The sequence below is a fragment of the Halorubrum sp. 48-1-W genome, assembly GCF_003287355.1.
In the GTDB taxonomy this organism is placed as follows: domain Archaea; phylum Halobacteriota; class Halobacteria; order Halobacteriales; family Haloferacaceae; genus Halorubrum.
The window spans coordinates 82,764-100,877 of record NZ_QMIM01000017.1; the positions used below are offsets into that span (position 1 = coordinate 82,764).

Below are 18,114 nucleotides of genomic sequence, written 5' to 3' on the forward strand. Positions count from 1 at the left end.
GGGTTTTTCAACCGCCCGGCGTAATAAAGGACAATGAGCGATCACGTCTCCGCGCGAGCGGGTGAGAAGCGATGATGGGCGGCAACGACCAGCAGGCGTACGACCGCGGGACGTCGCTGTTCTCGCCCGACGGGCGTATCTACCAGGTCGAGTACGCCCGGGAGGCGGTCTCGCGTGGCGCGCCGAGCGTCGGCGTCAGAACGGCGGACGGCGTCGTCTTCGTCGCGATGTCGCGGGCGAATTCGACGCTGATGGAGGCCGAGAGCATCGAGAAGCTCCACAAGCTCGACGACCACCTCGGCACCGCGAGCGCGGGCCACGTCGCGGACGCCCGCCAGCTCATCGACCTCGCGCGCCGGCAGGCACAGGGGAACCGCCTCCGGTACGGCGAGCCGCTCGGCGTCGAGACGCTGACGAAGTTCATCACCGACCACATCCAGGAGAACACCCAGCGCGGCGGCACGCGGCCGTACGGCGCGGCGTTGCTCATCGGCGGCATCGACGACGGCGAGCCGCGCCTGTTCGCGGCCGATCCCTCGGGGACCCCCAACGAGTGGAAGGCGACCGTCATCGGCGGCGGGAGACAGGACATCCAGGGCGTCCTCGAGGAGGAGTGGGAGGCGGGCCTCTCGCTCGCCGAGGGGATCGAACTCGGCGTTCGTGCGCTCGCGGCCCACGGGGACGACTTCGATCCCACCGACCTCGCGGTCGCGACGGTGACCGAGGCCGACGGCTACCGAACCGTTCCGCTCGCGGAGATCGAGGCAGCGTTCGAGGCCACCGGACTCACCGCAGAAGACGATGAGTCCGCGGAGAACGCCGAAGACGAGGGACCAGCGGCCGACGACGGGACGGACGAAGACGCCGACGAAGAGTAGCGTCTCCGCGCCCCCGTCGGTCGCGACCGCGTCGTTCCGGGGCGAATCGTCCCGTTCCGGCCGATCGCTTTTGTGCCGTCACGTCGAATCCGCGGTATGACGCGCGTCGTCGACGAGGACGGGACGCCGATCGATGCCGACGCCGGAGGCGATGGGCAGTGAGTCGACACGGCCCCCCAGGACGTGAGACGGCGGCTGCCCGCTCCGGAGAACGCGCGACGTGGTACGGCTACGGCCGGCGGGCGCGGGTCGAGAAGTCAGGCTTCGGTCTGTTTCTCCACGACGTGCCGCGGCTGTTCACGGAGGTGTCGGTGCTGTCGCTCCCGGTGTTGTTCGTGGTGATGGGCTACCCCTCCTCCGGGTGGTTCGACTCGAAGGCAACGGCGCTCGTCGCGTGGACGGTGGCGGTCGTCGTCTCGACGCTCCTACGGACCGGTCACGTCCGGCCGCTCGCGACCCCCACCCGCGGCTGGGTGTCGCTGTCGCCGTGGCTGCTCGCGCTACGAGTGCCGTACTTCAACGGGACGTTCTGGCTCGCGATCTTCGGAGGGCTCGCCGTTCACGCCGGGGTCGGGGGGGTCGTCGGCCCGGGCCCCGCGATCGGTGCTGGGCTCGGTTGGGCCGCGGTCGTCGCCGGCGCCGGCGTGCTCGCGTTCCCGCGGGCCGCCGAGACGTGGCTGTCGGTCGTGCGGTGAGGGCAGCAACGGGAGGCGGAGCCGAACGGAGAACGAGCGCGTTCGAGCGTCGAGCGGACGACCGCGTACGCGACCGGGTCGTAGTGGACGGCGCCCTCCAGCCCGGTACCCACTCGACCGCGATCCCCTCCGGCCTCACTACCCTTTTGCCCCCGTCCCGCGAACGACGCGTATGACACGTCTCGACGAACTCGTCGCGTACCCGATGAAGTCGCTCGATGGGGTTCGAATCGATCGGGCCGAAATCGGCCCGTACAGCGCGCTCAGGGGGGATCGCTCGTACGCGCTCGTGGAGGCCGGCGTCGATCCCGCGACCGCGTCGGTCGGCGGGGGCGGCGGCTACGTCAACGGGAAGAGCGAGCCGGCGATCCATCGGCTGCGGGCGAGCTACGAGGTCGCCGGACCGGCGGACGCGACGCCGACCGCGGTGACGCTGGAGCGACCGGCGAGCGGCGATACAGCGGCTGACGAGCGGACGTTCGCGCTGCCGGAGGAGGGCGACGCGCTGGCGGCGTGGGTCGGCGAGTACCTCGGCTACGAGGTCGACCTCGTCCGCGAGCCGGCCGGCGGGTTCCCGGACGACCGGGCGGCTCCCGGCCCGACGGTGATCTCCGCGGGGACGCTCGAGGCCGTCGCCTCGTGGTTCGACGCGATCGCGGACGCGACCGAGGCGCGCCGGCGGTTCAGGCCGAACGTCGTGCTCGCCGACTGCCCGGCGTTCTTCGAGGACCGGCTGTTCGGGGACCACGGAACTGGGATCCGCTTTTCGATCGGCGAGGCCGACCTCGTCGGCGTCAACCCCTGCCAGCGCTGTGTGGTCCCGTCGCGAAACCCGGACACGGCAGTCGAGATCGACGACTTCAGGGAGACGTTCATCCGGCAACGCCGGGAGACGTTGCCCGAGTGGACCGCGAGCGACCGATTCGACCACGACTTCCGGCTCATGGTGAACACGGTCGTCCCGGAGACGTCGTGGGGGACGGCCGTCGCGGTCGGCGACGAACTCGAGGTCGGGGACGTCGTCGGCGTGGAGGAGACCGACTCCGGCGTCGTCGTCGCGTAGGGGAGACCGACTCCGGCGTCGTCGTCGCGTAGGGGAAGTCGACTCCGGCGTCGTCGCGGGGACGGTATCAGCGCTCCACACCCCGGATCGCCCGGACGAGTTCGGCGAGCGCGCGCTCCACGCTGGCCCGCTTGACCGCGTCGCGGTCGCCGGGGAACTCCGCGCGAACGCTCCGCGTGAACGAGTCGCGGGTCCCCCACGGCGCGGCGTAGGCCACGCCGACGTACACCAATCCCACCGGCTTCTCCGCCGTTCCGCCGCCGGGGCCGGCGACCCCCGTCGTCGAGACGCCCCACGTCGTGTCGGCGTGGTCGCGGGCGCCGGCGGCCATCTCGCGGGCGACCGGCCCGCTGACCGCGCCGTGTTCGTCGAGCGCCTCGCGTGTGACGCCCAGCATCTCGCGTTTGGCGTCGTACGCGTAGGTCACGAAGCCGCGGTCGAAGTACGCGCTCGAGCCCGGCACGTCGGTCACGGTCGACCCGACGAGCCCCCCGGTCAACGACTCGGCCGTCGCGAGCGTCTCCCCGCGGTCCGTCAACAGCTCGCCGAGCACCGCCTCGGGCCGATCGTCGGGCGGACGACCGCCGTCGGCGAGACGGTGCTCGTCGCTGGAGCGGTCGGTGAAACGGTCGCCGGCGCGGTCGGTGAAACGGTCGCCGGCGCGGTCGGTGAAACGGTCACGGTCGACGGTCGCGTCCGGGTCGGGATGTTCGGTCATACGGGTCGGTCCGTCCGGCCCGGGCTTGAAACGCCCGGCGGGCGCTCGCATCGGCACGGGACGGGAACCGTCGTGGACGTTATCCGCCGGGGCTCGCTACCGGCTCCATGGACGACCACGAGAGCGCGAGCAGCTGGGACGAACGGTTCGCCTCGGGCGAGTATCCGCGTGACCCCGAGCCGTCGCCGGTGCTGTGCGCCTACGAGCCGTCGATCCCGGACGGGCGGGCGCTCGACCTGGCGACCGGGACCGGACGGAACGCGCTGTTCCTCGCGGCGGCCGGCTACGACGTCGACGCGCTCGACGCCTCGAGCGAGGGGCTTCGGATCGTTCGGGAGCGGGCAGCAGAACGCGGGGTCGGGGACCGGATCGAGACGGTTCACGCCGACGCGACGGAGTACGCGTTCCCGACGGAGCGGTACGACCTGGTCACGGTGAGCTTCTACCACACGCTCGACCGGTTCACGGACCTCCGCGAGTCGCTCGCGGACGGCGGATACCTCTTCGTCGAGGGACACCTCCGGTCGGCCGAGCCGACGCCCTCCGGACCCAGCACGGATCGATACCGCTTCGGGTCGAACGAACTCCTGCGGGCGGGCCTCGGCCTGACCGTCCTCCACTACGACGAGACGACCGAGGAACGACCCGACGACCGACGGCGGGCGACCGCGCGACTCCTCGCGCGTCGCTCCCACGGCCCGCGGCAGTCGTACCCGCGACGTCCGGAGGGCCGGTGAGTTCGCTCGGGGTGCGTGTGCCGTGCGACCGGATCGGCGGACGTGACGGAACCGTCGGACGTAGCTATTAGTCGTCGGGGAGCGATCGGGCGGTATGGTCGACGGTTCCGTAGACGACGAGACGGCGGTGACCCCGCCCCTCGAGGTCCCGTCCGACGAGATCCCCGAGGGAGTGCCGGGACGGTCGCGGACGGTCGAGACGAACGGCGTCCGCCTCCACGTCGTCGAGGCGGGTCCGGAGGACGGGAAGCTACTCGTCTTGCTCCACGGGTTCCCGGAGTTCTGGTACGGATGGCACGAGACGATCGCGCCGCTCGCGAACGCGGGCTACCGCGTCGTCGTCCCCGATCAGCGCGGGTACAACCTCTCGGAGAAACCCCCCGCGGTCTCGGACTACCGGATCGACGAACTCGCCCGCGACGTGGTGGGGCTGATCGACGCGTACGGTCGAGACGAGGCCGCGGTCGCCGGCCACGACTGGGGGGCCGCCGTCGGCTGGTGGCTCGCGCTCCACCACGCCGACCGCGTCTCGGAGCTCGTCGCCGTCAACGTCCCGCATCCCACCGTCTTCGAGCGCGCCCTCCGGAACTCGTGGCGACAACGACACAAGAGCTGGTACGTGCTCGCCTTCCAGCTCCCGAAGCTCCCCGAGGTCGTCATGCGCGCCGGGAACTGGCGGCTCGGCGTGCGGACCCTCCGCGAGACGAGCAACCCGGGAACGTTCGGCGAGGACGACTTCCGGCGCTACCGGCGCGCGTGGGGCCGCGAGGGTGCGTTCGAGTCGATGGTGAACTGGTATCGGGCGATCGTCCGGGATCGGCCCGAACCCGAGGACCCGCGTGTGACGGTCCCGACGCTCGTGATCTGGGGCGCGAACGACCCCTTCCTCGAGAAGCGGCTGGCCGGCGAGAGCCTCGAGCACTGCGCCGACGGCCGGCTCCACACGATCGACGACGCGACCCACTGGGTGATCCACGAGGACCCCCACCGCGTCGCGGAGGCGGTCGCGGACCACGCCGACCCGTTGCCGCCGGGCGCGCGTGAGTGAACGAACGGGACGGGCTCGCCTCCGACGACGCGTTTTAACCCCCGCAGCCCGACCGCTCGGGTATGACGCTCGACCGATACGCCGACGCCGTCGACGACCTCGACCCCGGCGAGGGCGAGGTCGCCACCGCGGAACTCGTCGTCACCGACGACGTGCTCGTGAAGGCGTTCGTCCTCGCGCCCGGGAGCGAGGTCGACCCCCACGAACACGCGGACGCGACGAACGTCTTCCACGTCCTCGAGGGGCAGCCGACCGTGATCCGGGAGGGAGACTCCGAGACGCTCACAGCGCCAGCGGTCGTCCTCAACGCCCGCGGGGACGTCCACGGGGCGCGAAACGATACCGACGAGCGCGCCGTGCTCACGGCGAGCCTCTGCCCGCTCCCGTAATGGACGGGGAGATCGACCCGGCAGGGCTGGCCGCGCTACTGGACGAGGGGGAGGACGTGCGGATCGTCGACATCCGCGACGAACGGGCGTTCACCCGGGGCCACGTCCCGGACAGCGAGTCGATCCCGTTCCCCGAACTGACCGCTCGCGTCGCCGAGCTGGAGGGGTCGGACCGCATCGTGACGGTCTGTCCGCACGGGATCGCGAGCCGGCAGGCTGCCCAGCTGATCGGGAGCTACGAGGGGACGGCGAACGCCCGCGTCGAGAGCCTCCGCGGCGGGATCGAGGCGTGGCAGGAGGGCGGTCACGAGCTGGAGACGACGGCGGACGAGGACGGCGACGGCTCCGACGAGGGCGACGAGGGACCCGACGCGCCGTTCTGAGTGGTTCAGGCGAGGGACGAAACCGGATATCGAGGGGTGACCGACCCCGGACCCCCGTGTCGGTCGCTCACCGCGAGCCACGTCGTGCCGACACCCCGACCAGCGATAGCACCGCGAGGAGCGCGACGACCGGACCGAAGCCGGGGACCCCGTCGTCGGTGAAGTCGCCATCGATCGTCGATCCGTCGTCTCCGTCGGCCGACTCGCCGTCGTCGCGATCGACGGCAACGGTCGTCGAGGCCTCGTCGGCGGGGCCGACGACGCTCACGGTCGCGGTGTCGGCGTCGTCGGCGCCGGGGACCGTCACCGCCCGCTCGACCGTCGTCTCCGCGTCGGCGTCCAACCGGACGGGTTCGGTGCCCACCGTCTCGCCGTCGACGCGGAACTCGAGGGGCGACCCGGCGGGGAGCGACGCGTCGTTGGCGACGGTCGCGGTCACGGTCACCGACCCCCCGGCAGTCACGCGGTCGACGTCGGTGGAAACCCCGCGAACGAGCGGATCGGCGGGCTCGGAGACGACGACGGTGAGCGTCTGGCTACCGACACGGATCTCGTACTCGCCCGGCTCCGCGAAGGCGTGTTCGAAGCGCTCCGTCGTCGCCTCGTCCGCAACGACGGTCCCGTTCCGGCGCTCGACCGTCTCGCCGTCGACCGAGAGCGAGAGGTCGTAGTCCCCCTCGACGCCGCCGGTATTGGAGACGTCGACGGCGAGGGCGAGCGTCTCGTTCGCGACGAGCCGAACCGGATCGTCGTCGACGGATCGGTTCCGGTACTCGCCGGTCGCGCGGACGCCGTCGTCGGCGAGGGCGTACCCGATCTGCGCGGGCGTCTCGCCGAACGCCTCCGTATGAGCGTCCCGGTCCCACATCTCCGGGTGGTCGTCCGTCGTGGTCAGTCGCTCCGCCTCCGTACGGACCTCCGCGGCCGCCTCGTCGTCGCCGCCCGCGGCGGCTGACGCCTCGACCGCGTCGAGGAAGTCGCGGTTCGTGACGTCCTCGCCGTCGTCGTTGAGTTCGCGGAAGACGGTCGCCAGCGACGCACGCCCGTCGCTGGCGAGCCGGATCCGGCGGTCGAGTTCGCCGGCGACGAGGGCGCCCTTGGTGTAGGGGGCGTTGGCCTGCCAGGTCCCCGGCTCGGCGAGCGTCGAGGAGGCGGCCGGGTCCCGCTCGCCGCGCGCGAGCGTCCGCTCGAAGCTCTCGAAGTCGGTCGCACTGCGATCGAGGGCGAACAGCGCGGCGTAGTAGGTCGCGCTCGCCTCCGTGAACCACCGGGCGCTCGGATCCGCCGGGTCGACCGTGTACGCCTGCCGGGTGTGGACGTACTCGTGGGTCCACACGTCGTCCGCGGTCCCGGCCGGCTCCTCGTCGCGAACCCACAGGTCCGCGTCGCCGGTCTGGAGCCCGCGGACCGACCAGGTCACGTCGCCGGTCGGCACAGCGACCGCGAACACCTCGTCGTCGACCGCCCCGACCGGCAGGCTCCTCGCGCCGCCCTCGAAGGCGTCGAACACCGCTTCGGGGGGCGCCTCCATGTCGGCCGCAGCGGGCACGACCAGGCGATATCGCTGGGGTTCGCCCTCCCGGACGTGCTCCTCGTGGGGGCCGAGGAACGCGATCGCCTGGGAGGCGACGCCCTCGCCGTCCACGACGTTCTCGCGGTCGAGCCGGATCTTCGTCTGGCCGGTCTGTGACCACCCGGCTCCGACCCGTGGCGTTCTGACGAGCGCCCACTCGCCCGTGTCGACGAAGCGGTAGGTCCCGCCGGTGGCGAGCGGCCCCGACTCCTCGGTCGACACGTTCGCGTCCATCCGGTAGGTGATCGACGGGGCTTCGGTCTCGCCGTCCCACACCCAGACCTCCCCGTCGCCCGCGTCGTCGTCGCGTTCGAAGCCGTCGGCCTCGACGTCGTCGTCGTTCGCGCTCAGGAGGGAGAGTTCGAGCTCCTTGACGCGGTCGGGCATCCGCGCCGTCGTCGTGACCCCGACGGTCCCGGCCTCGTCGGTCGTGGACAGCGCGTGTTCGACGTGGATCGTGTCGTCGTCGACGTCGGCAGTCCCGCCCGTCCCGGCGACCGATCCGGTCCCCGTCGGCCCGGCCGGCTCAATCGTCCCTGCCGGTTCGGTCGTGGCGGTCCACGCGCTCCCGCTCACGGCGGAGGGGGCCGTCGACGGGGCGGGCGAGGAGTCACCCGAGACAGCGAACTCGCCCGGATCGGCGCTCGCGACCCCGCCGACGGCGACGACGCCGAGGAGAAGGGAGACGGTCAGCAGTGCGACGACCACGCGGACACCGGGAGATGACCCCAACCGAGGCATGAACGATAACCGACCGTCCCCGATTTAGTACTGTCCCTCGAAGCGGGTCGAAACGGCTCGCCGAAGCGGGTCGAAACGGCTCGAAACGTCACAGCGTCCGCTCGGGGCGACGAAGGGGGGGAGGGAGCGTGTGACAGGTCCCTCCACGAGGAATTATGCGGGCGAGTACCATAGTTATTGGTACGTTTTTTCGGTTTCATCGGTTCGTGAGGTACCGACAAGGGGAGGGGGGCCCACGACGGACCGGAAGACGGCTCTGGACGGGTCAGATCGCGTGGATTCGAACGGTCCAGAAGTCCCGGAACGCGTCCTCGAGGGCCTCCTCGGGCCGGCCGGTCGCGTCGCTCACGTCCGTGTGGTCGGCGAGGTCGCGGAGTTCACCGAGCACGCTCCGCTCGCCGACGACGATCGTCCGGTCGACGTCCCCCGCGGCGTCCACGAGGTCGACGAGGGCGTCGCGGGCGCGCTCGAGGTGGTCGTCGATCTGTCCGTCGCGCCGGCGCTCGAACCGTCCCTGCGAGAACCCGCCCTTGGAGTGGGCGCCCATCACGTCGGAGGTGAATCCCTCGAAGTCGACCCGGTCGTCGTCCTCGTAGATCCCGCACGCGAACGTGTCGGACCGGACCAGCGCGAACGCGAAACGGCCGGCGGGGCGGAACGACTCGTCCGGCAGGTAGGCGCGGTCGGCCCACCGATCGAACGGCTCCGGCTCGATCGGCGTCGAGAGCGCGGCGCTCACCGCGCCCGTGTCGTCGGCGACGACGACCGACGGGACCGTCCGCCGGACGAGCCGGGTCCGGTCGCCGAAGTGTTCGCCGACGCTCTCGGGGACCGCGCCGTCGGGGACGAACGCGGTGAGCACGCCCTCGGGGTCGTCGCTTTCGACGCCTCGAAGTCGGTCGAGGACGTCGGCGAGGCGGGAGCCGGAGGCGTCGCTGACGCGGCGGAACTCGACCGTCTCCTCGTCGCCTTCGGCGCGCTCGACGCGGTCCTCGAGCGACTCGATCCGCGCTTCGAGCCGGTTGACGCGCTCCTCCGCGCGCTGGCGGTCCGCGACCGCGTCCGAGCGCCGTTCCTCCTCGGCTTCCGCGCGCCGCTCGAGGTGGCGCTTCTCCTCTTCCAGCTCCGCGATCCGCTCTTTCAGCTCGGCACGGCCGAGCAACCGGTCGATCATGGAGGGAGGTCCCGTGCCGGCCTCAAAGGTGCGTCGACAGTCGGCGTTCGGTCAGCGGACCGTGTCGTGCGACAGTCGGCGTTCGTCGACTCCCGACGTCAGACGTCGACGTACGGCTCCCACCCCTCCCACCGGAGGAGGTTCTCGGCGCGGTCGGCATCGGCCAGCAGGACGTTCCGCCTGGACGGCAGGTCGTCGTCCGCGAGCGGGCGCGGGACGGCGAGCGTCCCGCTCGGGACCCCCTCGTCGCCGGCGACCGGGATGTGACCCGAACCGAGTTTCATTACGAGCGGCGCGTCGAGTCGCTCCACTCCCTCGCCGTCCGCGTACAGCTGTTCGTTGACCCGCTCGTGGTCGGCCCGCTGGATGGCAGCCCGGTCGCCGTCGTGGGGCTCCACGTACAGTTCGCCCAGGTAGTACCCGCTGGAGAAGCGTTCGAACATTCTGTGCGTGATATCCTCTGCCACGATCGCATATAAGCGTTACTCGCCCAGGATCGATCGTGACGGACGGGTCCCCCGTAGATATTCAAGAGTTGCGGAACGAAGTGGACCCGTGAACGTTCCGCCCTCCATCGAAACGTCGGATCGCTCGACCGTCCGTGGTCTGGTCCGGGTCGTCCTCGCGGTGTCACTCGTCGGCCTCGTGTTCTTCTATCCGGGGGCCATGTCCTCGCCGTATAGCGAGACGGGACTTGACGGGTACTACGACAACCGGATCGTCGAGCAGGCCAGCGACGTCGGATCGATCGAACACGCCGAAGTCACGGACGAGACGAGCGTGTATCGGTACAGCGAACTCTCACCCGCTGCGAAGGACGTCTTCGACGAGACGAGGTCGGCCGAGGACGACTCGTTCACCATACGGATATGCCACGACTGGACGCTCGTTTGTGACGAGTACTACGAATCGGACGTTCCAGCGGAGTTCCGGTACGGTGCCGTGGGCCACAACGTCGACGAAGACGAACTGTACGCGGTGATCGTCGACGACGGTCGGGCGTACGTCCTTCAAACGGGAGCGCTGGGCCACGGGGACGGGTGGGACCTGGAGGGTCTCCCCCTCATGATCCTCAGCTCGTTGATGCTACTGTCGGTTTCGGGCGTACTCTTTCACAACACGGTCTTCCCCCCGAATCCCGACGGTAACGGGTTCGCGTCGTACGACATCGCGTTCGGGTTCCTGATCGGTGTCTTCGCGCTTGCCGTTCCCTATCTCCACATGGGAGGGATACTCACCGTCTCTCAGTCCCGTACATTGACGGTAGGGGCCGTCGCTGTCGGGCTTCCAACGTATTATTCCGTCCTTCGGTAGGGAGCGTCCCGCCGGCCCCTACGCCACGTCGTCCCGCCGCTTCACCTCGTGACGACCGAAGCCGTACCGCAGGCGGTTGGCGAGCCGGCGCGAGAACCGGCCCTCGTTGCGCGAGTCGAACCGCTCGGCGAGCGCGCCGTAGATGAGCGGGACGGGGACCTCCTGTTCGAGCGCCTCCTCGACGGTCCACGTCCCGGTCGACCCGCCGGCGACGTGGTCGGCGACGTCGCCCAGGTCGTTCCCCTCCTCGCGGAACGCCTCCTCGCAGAGTTCGAGCAGCCACGACCGGATCACCGCGCCGTTGTTCCAGGTGCGCGCGACCGACTCCATCTCGAGGTCGTACCGCCCCTCCGCGAGCAGTTCGAACCCCTCGCCGTACGCCTGCATCAGCGCGTACTCCACGCCGTTGTGCACCATCTTCACGTAGTGGCCCGCGCCGGACTCGCCCATGCGGTCGTGGCCGTCGGGACCGGTCGCGACCGCGTCGAACACGGGCACGAGCGCCTCGTAGGCCCACTCGGGGCCGCCCACCATCAGGGAGAACCCCTCCTCGGCGCTCGCGGGGCCGCCGGACGTCCCGCAGTCGAGGTAGGCCGCGTCCGTCCCCTCGGCGCGGCGGACCGACGCCTCGAAGTGGGAGTTCCCGCCGTCGACGACGACGTCCTCGCGGGTGAGGTGCGGTTCGAGGTCGGCGAGCGTGGCGTCGACCGCGTCGCCGGCGGGCACCATCAACCAGATACGCTTGCCGCCCCCCGCGTCGGACCCGTCGAGGCGGTCACAGAGGTCCCCGACCGAGTCCGCGGGCTCCGCGCCCGCCTCCGCGGCCGCCGCCGTCGCCTCCGCCGAGAGGTCGAACGCGACCACGTCGTGGCCCGCCGTGAGGCTCCGGTCGACGACGATCCGCCCCATCCGTCCGAGTCCGATGACGCCGAGTTGCATGTCGAGGCGGTCGCCGGCGCGGGCCCTAGTGGTTCCGGTTCGGGTCCCGGTGGCCCCCTGGCTCAGTCCTCCGTCTCGCCGACGTGTGCTCGCAGAGTGTCGACGTCCTTGTTGCCCGCGCCGGTGTTCAGGATGACGACCGTGTCGTCGGGGCCGAACTCCCCCGCGTCCGCGAGCGCGAACGCGCCCGAGGCCGCCGCCGCACACGTCGCGCCGATCTCCAGGCCCTCCTCGCGGGCAACGGTGATCGCGGCGTCGAGGATCTCGCGGTCGGTCGTCGCCACCGCGCCGCCGTCCGACTCGCGGATCGCCTCGAGGATCAGCGGGCTCGCGCCCGGGTCGGGGATCGCGATCCCGTTACAGGCGGTGTCGACCTCGTCGTCCGCGAGCGGCTCGTGACGGTCCGCGCCCGCCTCGTAGGCGTCGACCACCGGTGCACACCCGACAGCTTGGGCGGCGTACATCGGGACGAGGTCGTCGCTCCAGCCGAGCTCGCGGGCCTCGCGGGCCGCCTTGTGCATCCCGACGAGCCCGACGCCGCCGCCGGTCGGGTAGACGACCGCGTCCGGGGCCTCCCAGTCGAGCCCCTCGAGGAGCTCCAGCGCCATCGTCTTCTTTCCCTCGTGGCGATACGGCGTGACGAACGTCTTCGTGGAGTACCAGTCGGGGTGCTCCTCCATCGCAGCGGCGTACGCCCTCCCGGCGTCGCCGATCTGCGAGTTGCCGCCGACGGGGTCGGTCACGGTCAGGTCCGCGCCGTGGACCTCCGTCATCGCCTTCTGGGTGAACCCCGCCCGCGACGGGAGGAAGACGTGCGCGTCGAGGTCGGCGCGGGCCGCGTACGCCGCCGCCGACTGTCCCGCGTTGCCGGCGCTGTTCAACGCGACCTCGGTCGCGCCGTGCTCGCGCGCCGCCGTGGTCGCGAGCGACTGCCCGCGGTCCTTGAACGTTCCCGTGGGGTTCGCCCCCTCGTCTTTCAAAAGCACCCGCCCGACGTCCATCGCGTCCGCGAGCGCGGGGCACTCGACGAGCGGGGTTCCGCCCTCCCCGAGCGTCACCGCGGCCTCGCGGGTGAACGGCAACAGCTCCTCGTAGCGCCACATCGTCTCGCCGGGGCGGCGCTCGAGGGCCGCCGGGGTCAGGTCGACGCGGTCGAGGTCGTAGCTCGGGTCGAGGATCCCGTCGCAGTCCGGACAGCGGTGCGTGGCCGTCTCGGCGTCGAACGTCTCCCCGCAGTCGACACACGTGAGCCCCTCGAAGGCAGCGGTCGTTTCCATGCGCGAGGATCGCACACCGGGGGACTTCGCTCCATCGGTCGGGGAACGTTCGTCGACCGGTGGACCGGGATCGGCAGTTCGGCAGGTGTCGACCCGCGGATCAGTCGTCCGCAGGCTCGGGGATCACGTCGGCCTCCGCGAGGCGGCCGAGGTCCGCGTCGGCGTAGCCGTACTCCCGGAGGACCTCCTCGGTGTGTTCGCCGAGCATGGGCGGGTGATGGCGGACCGTCACGGGCGTCCGTGAGAACTTCATCGGGGAGCCCGGCACCTCCACCGTGCCGACCCCGGGGTGGTCGATCTCCAGGCGCATGTCCCGCGTCTCGAGCTGTGGGTCGTCGAACAGCTCGGCCATGTCGCGAACGTGGCTCGCGGGCACGCCGTGCTCGGTGAGCGTCCCGACGGCTTCGTCGGTCGACATCTCGGCGAACTGGGCCTCGAGGTCCGCGTCGAGCGCCTCGCGGTGTTTCACCCGCTTCTCGTTGGTCTCGAACCGCTCGTCCGCGAGGAGGTCCGGCCGGTCAAGGGCGTCACACAGCCGCGGCCAGAAGGAGTCCGTCGAGCAGCCGACGACGACGTAGTCGTCCTCGGTCTCGAACGCCCGGTACGGCGCGATGTTCGGGTGTTTGCTCCCCATCCGACCCGGCACCTCCCCGCTCGCGAAGTAGTTCGTCGCCATGTAGCTCATCCACGCGGCCTGCCCGTCGAGCAGGCTCACGTCGATCTTCTGGCCCGTCCCGTCGCCGAGTTCGCGTTCGAGCAGTGCGGCCAGGATCGCCTGCGTGGCGTACATCCCCGCACCGATGTCCGCGAGCGCGACGCCGACACGGACCGGGGCGCCGCCGTCGACGCCCGTGATCGACATCAGCCCGCCGCGCGCCTGCATCACGATGTCGTAGGCCGGCTCGTCGCGGTCGGGACCCCACTCGCCGTAGCCCGACATCCCGCAGTAGATCAGTCCGGGGTTCTCCTCGACGAGGTCGGGGTAGTCGAGCCCCCACTCCGCGGTCTTGCCGACGCGGAAGTTCTCGACGACGATGTCGGCCTCGCGGGCGAGGTCCCGGAAGACGTCCCGTCCCTCCTCGCTCGCGAGGTTCAACACGACCGAGCGCTTGTTCCGGTTGACGCTCGTGTAGTAGGCGCTCTGGGCGTCCTCACCCTCCCCGAACGACGGCGGACCCCACGTCCGCGTCTGGTCGCCGATGCCCGGCCGTTCGATCTTGATCACGTCCGCGCCGAGGTCCCCGAGCTGCATCGTACAGAACGGCCCCACGAGCACGCGGGAGGCGTCGAGCACGGTGACGCCGTCCAGCGGTCCGGTATCGCTCGACGGGTGGCGCGCCTCACCGACCATAGTTCCCTCGCATACGCGCACCTCCGAGCCGACCGTGATAAATCCCCCGTCGCCGGCTCCCGATGCCGAGTCGGTAATCATTAACCCTTCGGGTGAGAGGGGTTCACGTATGGATCTCGATATCGACGGGAACGTGGCGCTGACGACGGCATCGAGCGACGGGCTCGGAAACGCGGCCGCGACCGCACTCGTCCGCGAGGGCGTCAACGTCGTGATCAACGGCCGTGACGAGGACCGACTCGCGGAGGCCGCCGAGGAACTGCGCGAGGAGGCTGCCGGAGACGCGCGCGTCCACCCCGTCCAGGGCGACCTGACGGACGAGGACGACGTGGTGGGGCTCGTCGACGAGACGCTCGAGGAGTTCGGTCGGCTCGACCACCTCGTCACCTCCGCGGGCGGCCCGCCGTCGGGACCGTTCCTGGAAACCGACGATGAGGACTGGTACCACGCGTACGACCTGCTCGTGATGAGCGTCGTCCGGCTCTGCCGTGAAGCGGCCGATCCGCTCCGCGAGGGCGACGGCGGCACCATCGTCAACGTCACGTCCCGGTCGGTCAAGGAGGCCATCGACGGGCTCGTGCTCTCGAACTCCGTCCGCATGAGCGTGATCGGGCTGGAGAAGACGCTCTCGAAGGAGCTCGCCCCGGACGTACGCGCGAACGCCGTCCTGCCCGGCCCCCACGAGACGAGCCGGATCGAGGACCTCGTGACCCAGGCCGTCGAACGCGGCGAGTACGACTCCTACGAGGAGGGACTCGCCGCCTGGGGCGAGGGTATCCCGGCCGAGCGAATCGGCGATCCGATGGAACTCGGCAACACCGTCGCGTTCCTCTCCTCGCCGAAAGCTGGCTACATCAACGGCCAGTCGATCGTTCTCGACGGCGGCGCGGGCAACGCGAACCTGTAGCGGGCCGACCGGAACCGGTTTGCGGTCCGCGACCCGAACGATCACCACCTCCCGGGGAGTGTGGCTCCCGTGGAGGTCCTCTTCGGTCTTCTCGGAATGCGCGGTGTTGCTCGTCGACACGGACCTCCTGAGCGTCGGCGTCCTCGACCCGTCCCGGCTCGACCGGCTCGACCCTCGCGCTCGAACTCGGCGTCGTCCCGGTGATCGCGTGGGTTCCTCGCGCCCTACCGGGCGCTCACCGGCGCAGGGCGAGGCTCTCGCTTGAAGCCGGCGCGAAGCGCCGGCGACGCCACCGAACTACAAGTGATCGTTGCTTGGGCTGTACTGACCGCACGGGGGACGAACAGATCACTCCGAAACCATTTCAACAGCGTCGAGGAGAGAGGAACCGACGGTTCAGGCCGAAAGCGTGCTGATGCCGTCGATCTCAACGTAGCCGAAGCCACACTCCGGACACCGCCACTTCGTCTTCTCCCCGAGGTGGAGGGTCGTCGCCGCCGTCCGGTAGAACGCGTTCGTCTCCCCGCACTCCGGACAGTTCACGTCCTTTTCGAGCGCCATGCGTACCCGTGGGACCACGTCGGATTTCAAGCTATTGGTCCGGCGGGGACGATCGGAACCGAACGGCACGGCTGTGACGCGGCGAGCCGAGCGTCGGTGACGCCACGAGCTACACGGCTGTGACGCCGCGAGCTAGACGGCGGTGACCCAGGCCCGATACTCCGGGTCGAGCCCGTACACCTCCCGGAATGCGCGCTCGATGAAGCCCGCGACGCGGTTCGCGTCCGACCGGGCGGTGACGACCGCGTTCGTCCCCTCGGCCTCCTCCGGGGTCACGAGCTCGTCGATCCGGAACTCGGGGAACTCGGAGAGGAGGTCCTTCAGCCGATCGAGCTCCGCGTCCGTACAGTCCATCACGAGCTCGGTGCCCGCGAGCTGGATCCACGGGGGGAGCTCCCCGCCGTCCGTGACGTCGCTTTCGGGGTCGACGTCGACGGTCATCACGTCGCTCGAGCGGGCACGGTGGGCTGCCGCCGCGTCCGCGAACAGCGCCAGCCGCTCGGACTCCGTCGCGGCGTCGAATCGGGTCATGCCGTCGTCTCGTCGCCCTCACGACTTAAACGGTCGCGGTCGGGTCGAGCGCGCCCCGGAGACGGGAGGGAGGCGACGCTACCCGCGTTCCGTCTCCGCGAGCACGTCGTCGACGAGCGCGAGCGTCCGTTCCGCCTCGGCGACTCGCCCGTCGATCTCGCCGGATTCGAGTAAGGCCAGTTCGGCGCCGTCGAGGGCGTCCCGGACGACCGCGGCGCGCCGGAGCCGCGCGTACTCCGCCGAGCGGGCGAGGTCGCGGATAGACCGGAGGTCCGCGACCGTGTCGGCGGAAGCGATCCGCGAGACCAGCGGGATCAGCTCGTCGATCTCGTAGGCCAACTCGTCGCCGGGGGCGGGCGGCCACGCGAGCGTCAGCGGCTCGGCGTCGATCCGGTCGAGGAACGTCCGGTGGACGGCCACGGCGGTCCGGAGCGCGCCCACGTCGTCGACGTAGTGTTCCAGCTTCGAGTTGGAGTAGTCGGCGTACTCGAGTAAGGTCGGGATCGGCTCCTCGCCGGCGGCGTGGTCGTCGACGTACTCGCGGAGGTCCGCCGGCGGGACGTCAGCGTCGACGAAGGGAGTCGCGTCCGCGCGCTCGAGGAAGTCCAGGACGTCGCGGGCCGACGCCGACCCGGAGAACTCGTGGAACGCCCCGCGGACCGCCTCGTTGTACCCCTCGATCGGCTCGCGGAGTCGGGAGACGTCGGCGTCGAGGTCGGCGTCCGCCATGTCGGCGACCTCGCGGAGCTCCTCGAGCCGATCGGCGAGCGCGCCGCGAGCGTCGGTTACAGCCTTTCTGGCGCGCCGGTACGCGTCGACGGCGTCGTCGCGGTCGGACAGCAACTCGACGTAGTCGCCCGCGGGTTCGAGCGCCTCGCGGGCCGTGGCGAAGTCCGACTCGGAGAGCCGACGCTTGTCGACGGCCTCGTCGGCGACAGCGAACGCGTCCGCCGCGGGGGTGTCGTCGTCGACGTCGACCGCGTTCGCGAACGCCCCCTCGAACTGGACGTACGAGCCGAAGTCGCCGGTGCCGACCGCGTCGTCCTCGTACTGGTCGAGCACGCGGTGGGCCCGGCGGTAGGCGTCGGCGGCGGCCTCGACCCGGCCCTCGCCCAGGTCCGCGATCCGCGACTCGAGCCGGCGGAGCTCGTCGTACCGCTCGCGTAGCTCGGCGGCCGCCTCGCCGGCGGAGCGAACCGGGCCCTCGGGGTCGAGGTCGCGGGCGTCGACGTCGACCGGGTCGGCGAGCCCGCTCGCATCGTCACCGTCCTCCCGCCCGGCCATCAGTACACCTCGTCGGGGTCGAAGACCCGCTCGCCGACGTGCTCGCCGTCGATCGTGCGGTGGAAACACGACCGATAGCCGGTGTGACACGCGCCGACCGACTGGTCGACGAGGTACAGCAGGGTGTCGGCGTCGCAGTCGACACGGATCTCCTCGACGGCCTGGGTGTGTCCCGAGGAGCCGCCCTTGTGCCACAGCTCCTCGCGCGATCTGGAGTAGTAGTGGGCCTCGCCCGTCTCGCGGGTCAACTCGAGCGCCTCCGGAGAGACGTACGCCAGCATCAACACCTCGCCGTCCTCGGCGTCCTGTGCGATCGCGGGGACGAGCCCGTTCTCGCCGAACTCGACCGCCACCTCGGCGTCCGTGTCTGCCTCGCTCATACCTCGCCGGAGGCGGGCCCCCCGAATAGGCCTTTTGTTAGGGTGGTAGAGAACCGTTCGCACACGTCCCGTCGGATCGCGCGTGAACTGCTCGCTTCCCTCGCGGATGCTCAGTACAGGTGAAGGAACGAACGATTCTGCGGTGGCGTGCCGGTGAGCGCCCGGAGGGCG

Annotated in this window: 20 protein-coding genes; 9 read left to right on the top strand and 11 right to left on the bottom strand. The window is 70.7% G+C overall.

What is annotated here, in order from left to right:
- Positions 1-74 precede the first annotated feature (74 nt).
- The 3 genes from DQW50_RS09135 to DQW50_RS09145 all read left to right on the top strand — a co-directional run bounded on the left by DQW50_RS09135 (position 75) and on the right by DQW50_RS09145 (position 2,636).
- Positions 75-878 (top strand): archaeal proteasome endopeptidase complex subunit alpha, encoded by an 804-nt coding sequence (locus tag DQW50_RS09135; RefSeq protein ID WP_112078972.1) that lies wholly within the window; start codon positions 75-77, stop codon positions 876-878.
- Between the two features lie 158 nt (positions 879-1,036).
- Positions 1,037-1,573: a hypothetical protein gene (locus DQW50_RS09140; RefSeq protein ID WP_112078973.1), complete on the top strand. Its 537-nt coding sequence runs from the start codon at positions 1,037-1,039 to the stop codon at positions 1,571-1,573.
- A 172-nt stretch (positions 1,574-1,745) separates the two neighbouring features.
- Positions 1,746-2,636 (top strand): MOSC domain-containing protein, encoded by an 891-nt coding sequence (locus DQW50_RS09145; protein WP_112078974.1) that lies wholly within the window; start codon positions 1,746-1,748, stop codon positions 2,634-2,636.
- A 67-nt stretch (positions 2,637-2,703) separates the two neighbouring features.
- On the opposite strand, the gene DQW50_RS09150 is transcribed toward DQW50_RS09145, so the two are convergent.
- Entirely contained in the window at positions 2,704-3,189 is a 486-nt protein-coding gene (locus DQW50_RS09150; protein WP_112078997.1) for a CinA family protein, read from the bottom strand.
- A gap of 272 nt (positions 3,190-3,461) precedes the next feature.
- Between DQW50_RS09150 and DQW50_RS09155 the strand changes: the two genes are divergently transcribed.
- From DQW50_RS09155 to DQW50_RS09170, 4 genes are all read left to right on the top strand, one after another.
- Complete coding sequence (locus DQW50_RS09155) at positions 3,462-4,091, top strand: bifunctional 2-polyprenyl-6-hydroxyphenol methylase/3-demethylubiquinol 3-O-methyltransferase UbiG (RefSeq protein ID WP_112078975.1); 630 nt, start codon at positions 3,462-3,464, stop codon at positions 4,089-4,091.
- A gap of 94 nt (positions 4,092-4,185) precedes the next feature.
- Complete coding sequence (locus DQW50_RS09160; RefSeq protein ID WP_112078976.1) at positions 4,186-5,139, top strand: alpha/beta fold hydrolase; 954 nt, start codon at positions 4,186-4,188, stop codon at positions 5,137-5,139.
- A 62-nt stretch (positions 5,140-5,201) separates the two neighbouring features.
- Positions 5,202-5,528, top strand: a complete 327-nt coding sequence (locus tag DQW50_RS09165) for a cupin domain-containing protein (RefSeq protein ID WP_112078977.1) — start codon at positions 5,202-5,204, stop codon at positions 5,526-5,528.
- Positions 5,528-5,911, top strand: a complete 384-nt coding sequence (locus DQW50_RS09170) for a rhodanese-like domain-containing protein (RefSeq protein ID WP_112078978.1) — start codon at positions 5,528-5,530, stop codon at positions 5,909-5,911. The genes DQW50_RS09165 and DQW50_RS09170 overlap by 1 nt, the downstream gene beginning before the upstream one ends.
- A 67-nt stretch (positions 5,912-5,978) precedes the next feature.
- On the opposite strand, the gene DQW50_RS09175 is transcribed toward DQW50_RS09170, so the two are convergent.
- The 3 genes from DQW50_RS09175 to DQW50_RS09185 form a co-directional block, all read right to left on the bottom strand.
- Complete coding sequence (locus tag DQW50_RS09175) at positions 5,979-8,192, bottom strand: hypothetical protein (RefSeq protein WP_112078979.1); 2,214 nt, start codon at positions 8,190-8,192, stop codon at positions 5,979-5,981.
- A gap of 298 nt (positions 8,193-8,490) precedes the next feature.
- Positions 8,491-9,399 carry a Vms1/Ankzf1 family peptidyl-tRNA hydrolase gene (locus DQW50_RS09180; RefSeq protein ID WP_112078980.1) on the bottom strand — a complete coding sequence of 303 codons (909 nt, stop codon included), beginning with the start codon at positions 9,397-9,399 and terminating at the stop codon, positions 8,491-8,493.
- A gap of 98 nt (positions 9,400-9,497) precedes the next feature.
- Complete coding sequence (locus tag DQW50_RS09185; RefSeq protein WP_112078981.1) at positions 9,498-9,842, bottom strand: DUF5802 family protein; 345 nt, start codon at positions 9,840-9,842, stop codon at positions 9,498-9,500.
- A 112-nt stretch (positions 9,843-9,954) separates the two neighbouring features.
- Here DQW50_RS09185 and DQW50_RS09190 point away from each other — a divergent pair, with 112 nt between their 5' ends.
- Positions 9,955-10,713, top strand: a complete 759-nt coding sequence (locus DQW50_RS09190; protein ID WP_112078982.1) for a hypothetical protein — start codon at positions 9,955-9,957, stop codon at positions 10,711-10,713.
- 18 nt (positions 10,714-10,731) lie between these two features.
- Here the strand turns inward: DQW50_RS09190 and DQW50_RS09195 are convergent, their stop codons facing one another.
- From DQW50_RS09195 to DQW50_RS09205, 3 genes are all read right to left on the bottom strand, one after another.
- Positions 10,732-11,652, bottom strand: a complete 921-nt coding sequence (locus tag DQW50_RS09195) for a decarboxylating 6-phosphogluconate dehydrogenase (RefSeq protein ID WP_112078983.1) — start codon at positions 11,650-11,652, stop codon at positions 10,732-10,734.
- Positions 11,653-11,714: 62 nt separating this feature from the next.
- Entirely contained in the window at positions 11,715-12,929 is a 1,215-nt protein-coding gene (locus DQW50_RS09200; RefSeq protein ID WP_112078984.1) for a threonine synthase, read from the bottom strand.
- Between the two features lie 100 nt (positions 12,930-13,029).
- Positions 13,030-14,280 (bottom strand): CaiB/BaiF CoA-transferase family protein, encoded by a 1,251-nt coding sequence (locus tag DQW50_RS09205; RefSeq protein WP_112078985.1) that lies wholly within the window; start codon positions 14,278-14,280, stop codon positions 13,030-13,032.
- Between the two features lie 109 nt (positions 14,281-14,389).
- On the opposite strand from DQW50_RS09205, the gene DQW50_RS09210 reads away from it, so the two are divergent.
- Positions 14,390-15,187, top strand: coding sequence for an SDR family oxidoreductase (locus DQW50_RS09210; RefSeq protein WP_112078986.1), 798 nt, complete (start codon positions 14,390-14,392; stop codon positions 15,185-15,187).
- Between the two features lie 396 nt (positions 15,188-15,583).
- On the opposite strand, the gene DQW50_RS18145 is transcribed toward DQW50_RS09210, so the two are convergent.
- From DQW50_RS18145 to hisI, 4 genes are all read right to left on the bottom strand, one after another.
- Positions 15,584-15,748 carry a hypothetical protein gene (locus DQW50_RS18145; RefSeq protein ID WP_198664649.1) on the bottom strand — a complete coding sequence of 55 codons (165 nt, stop codon included), beginning with the start codon at positions 15,746-15,748 and terminating at the stop codon, positions 15,584-15,586.
- Between the two features lie 132 nt (positions 15,749-15,880).
- Entirely contained in the window at positions 15,881-16,279 is a 399-nt protein-coding gene (locus DQW50_RS09215; RefSeq protein ID WP_112078987.1) for a hypothetical protein, read from the bottom strand.
- 78 nt (positions 16,280-16,357) lie between these two features.
- Positions 16,358-17,563 (bottom strand): hypothetical protein, encoded by a 1,206-nt coding sequence (locus DQW50_RS09220; protein WP_112078988.1) that lies wholly within the window; start codon positions 17,561-17,563, stop codon positions 16,358-16,360.
- Positions 17,563-17,943 (bottom strand): phosphoribosyl-AMP cyclohydrolase, encoded by a 381-nt coding sequence (gene hisI / locus DQW50_RS09225; RefSeq protein WP_112078989.1) that lies wholly within the window; start codon positions 17,941-17,943, stop codon positions 17,563-17,565. Before hisI ends, DQW50_RS09220 begins: the two co-directional genes overlap by 1 nt.
- Positions 17,944-18,114 lie beyond the last annotated feature (171 nt).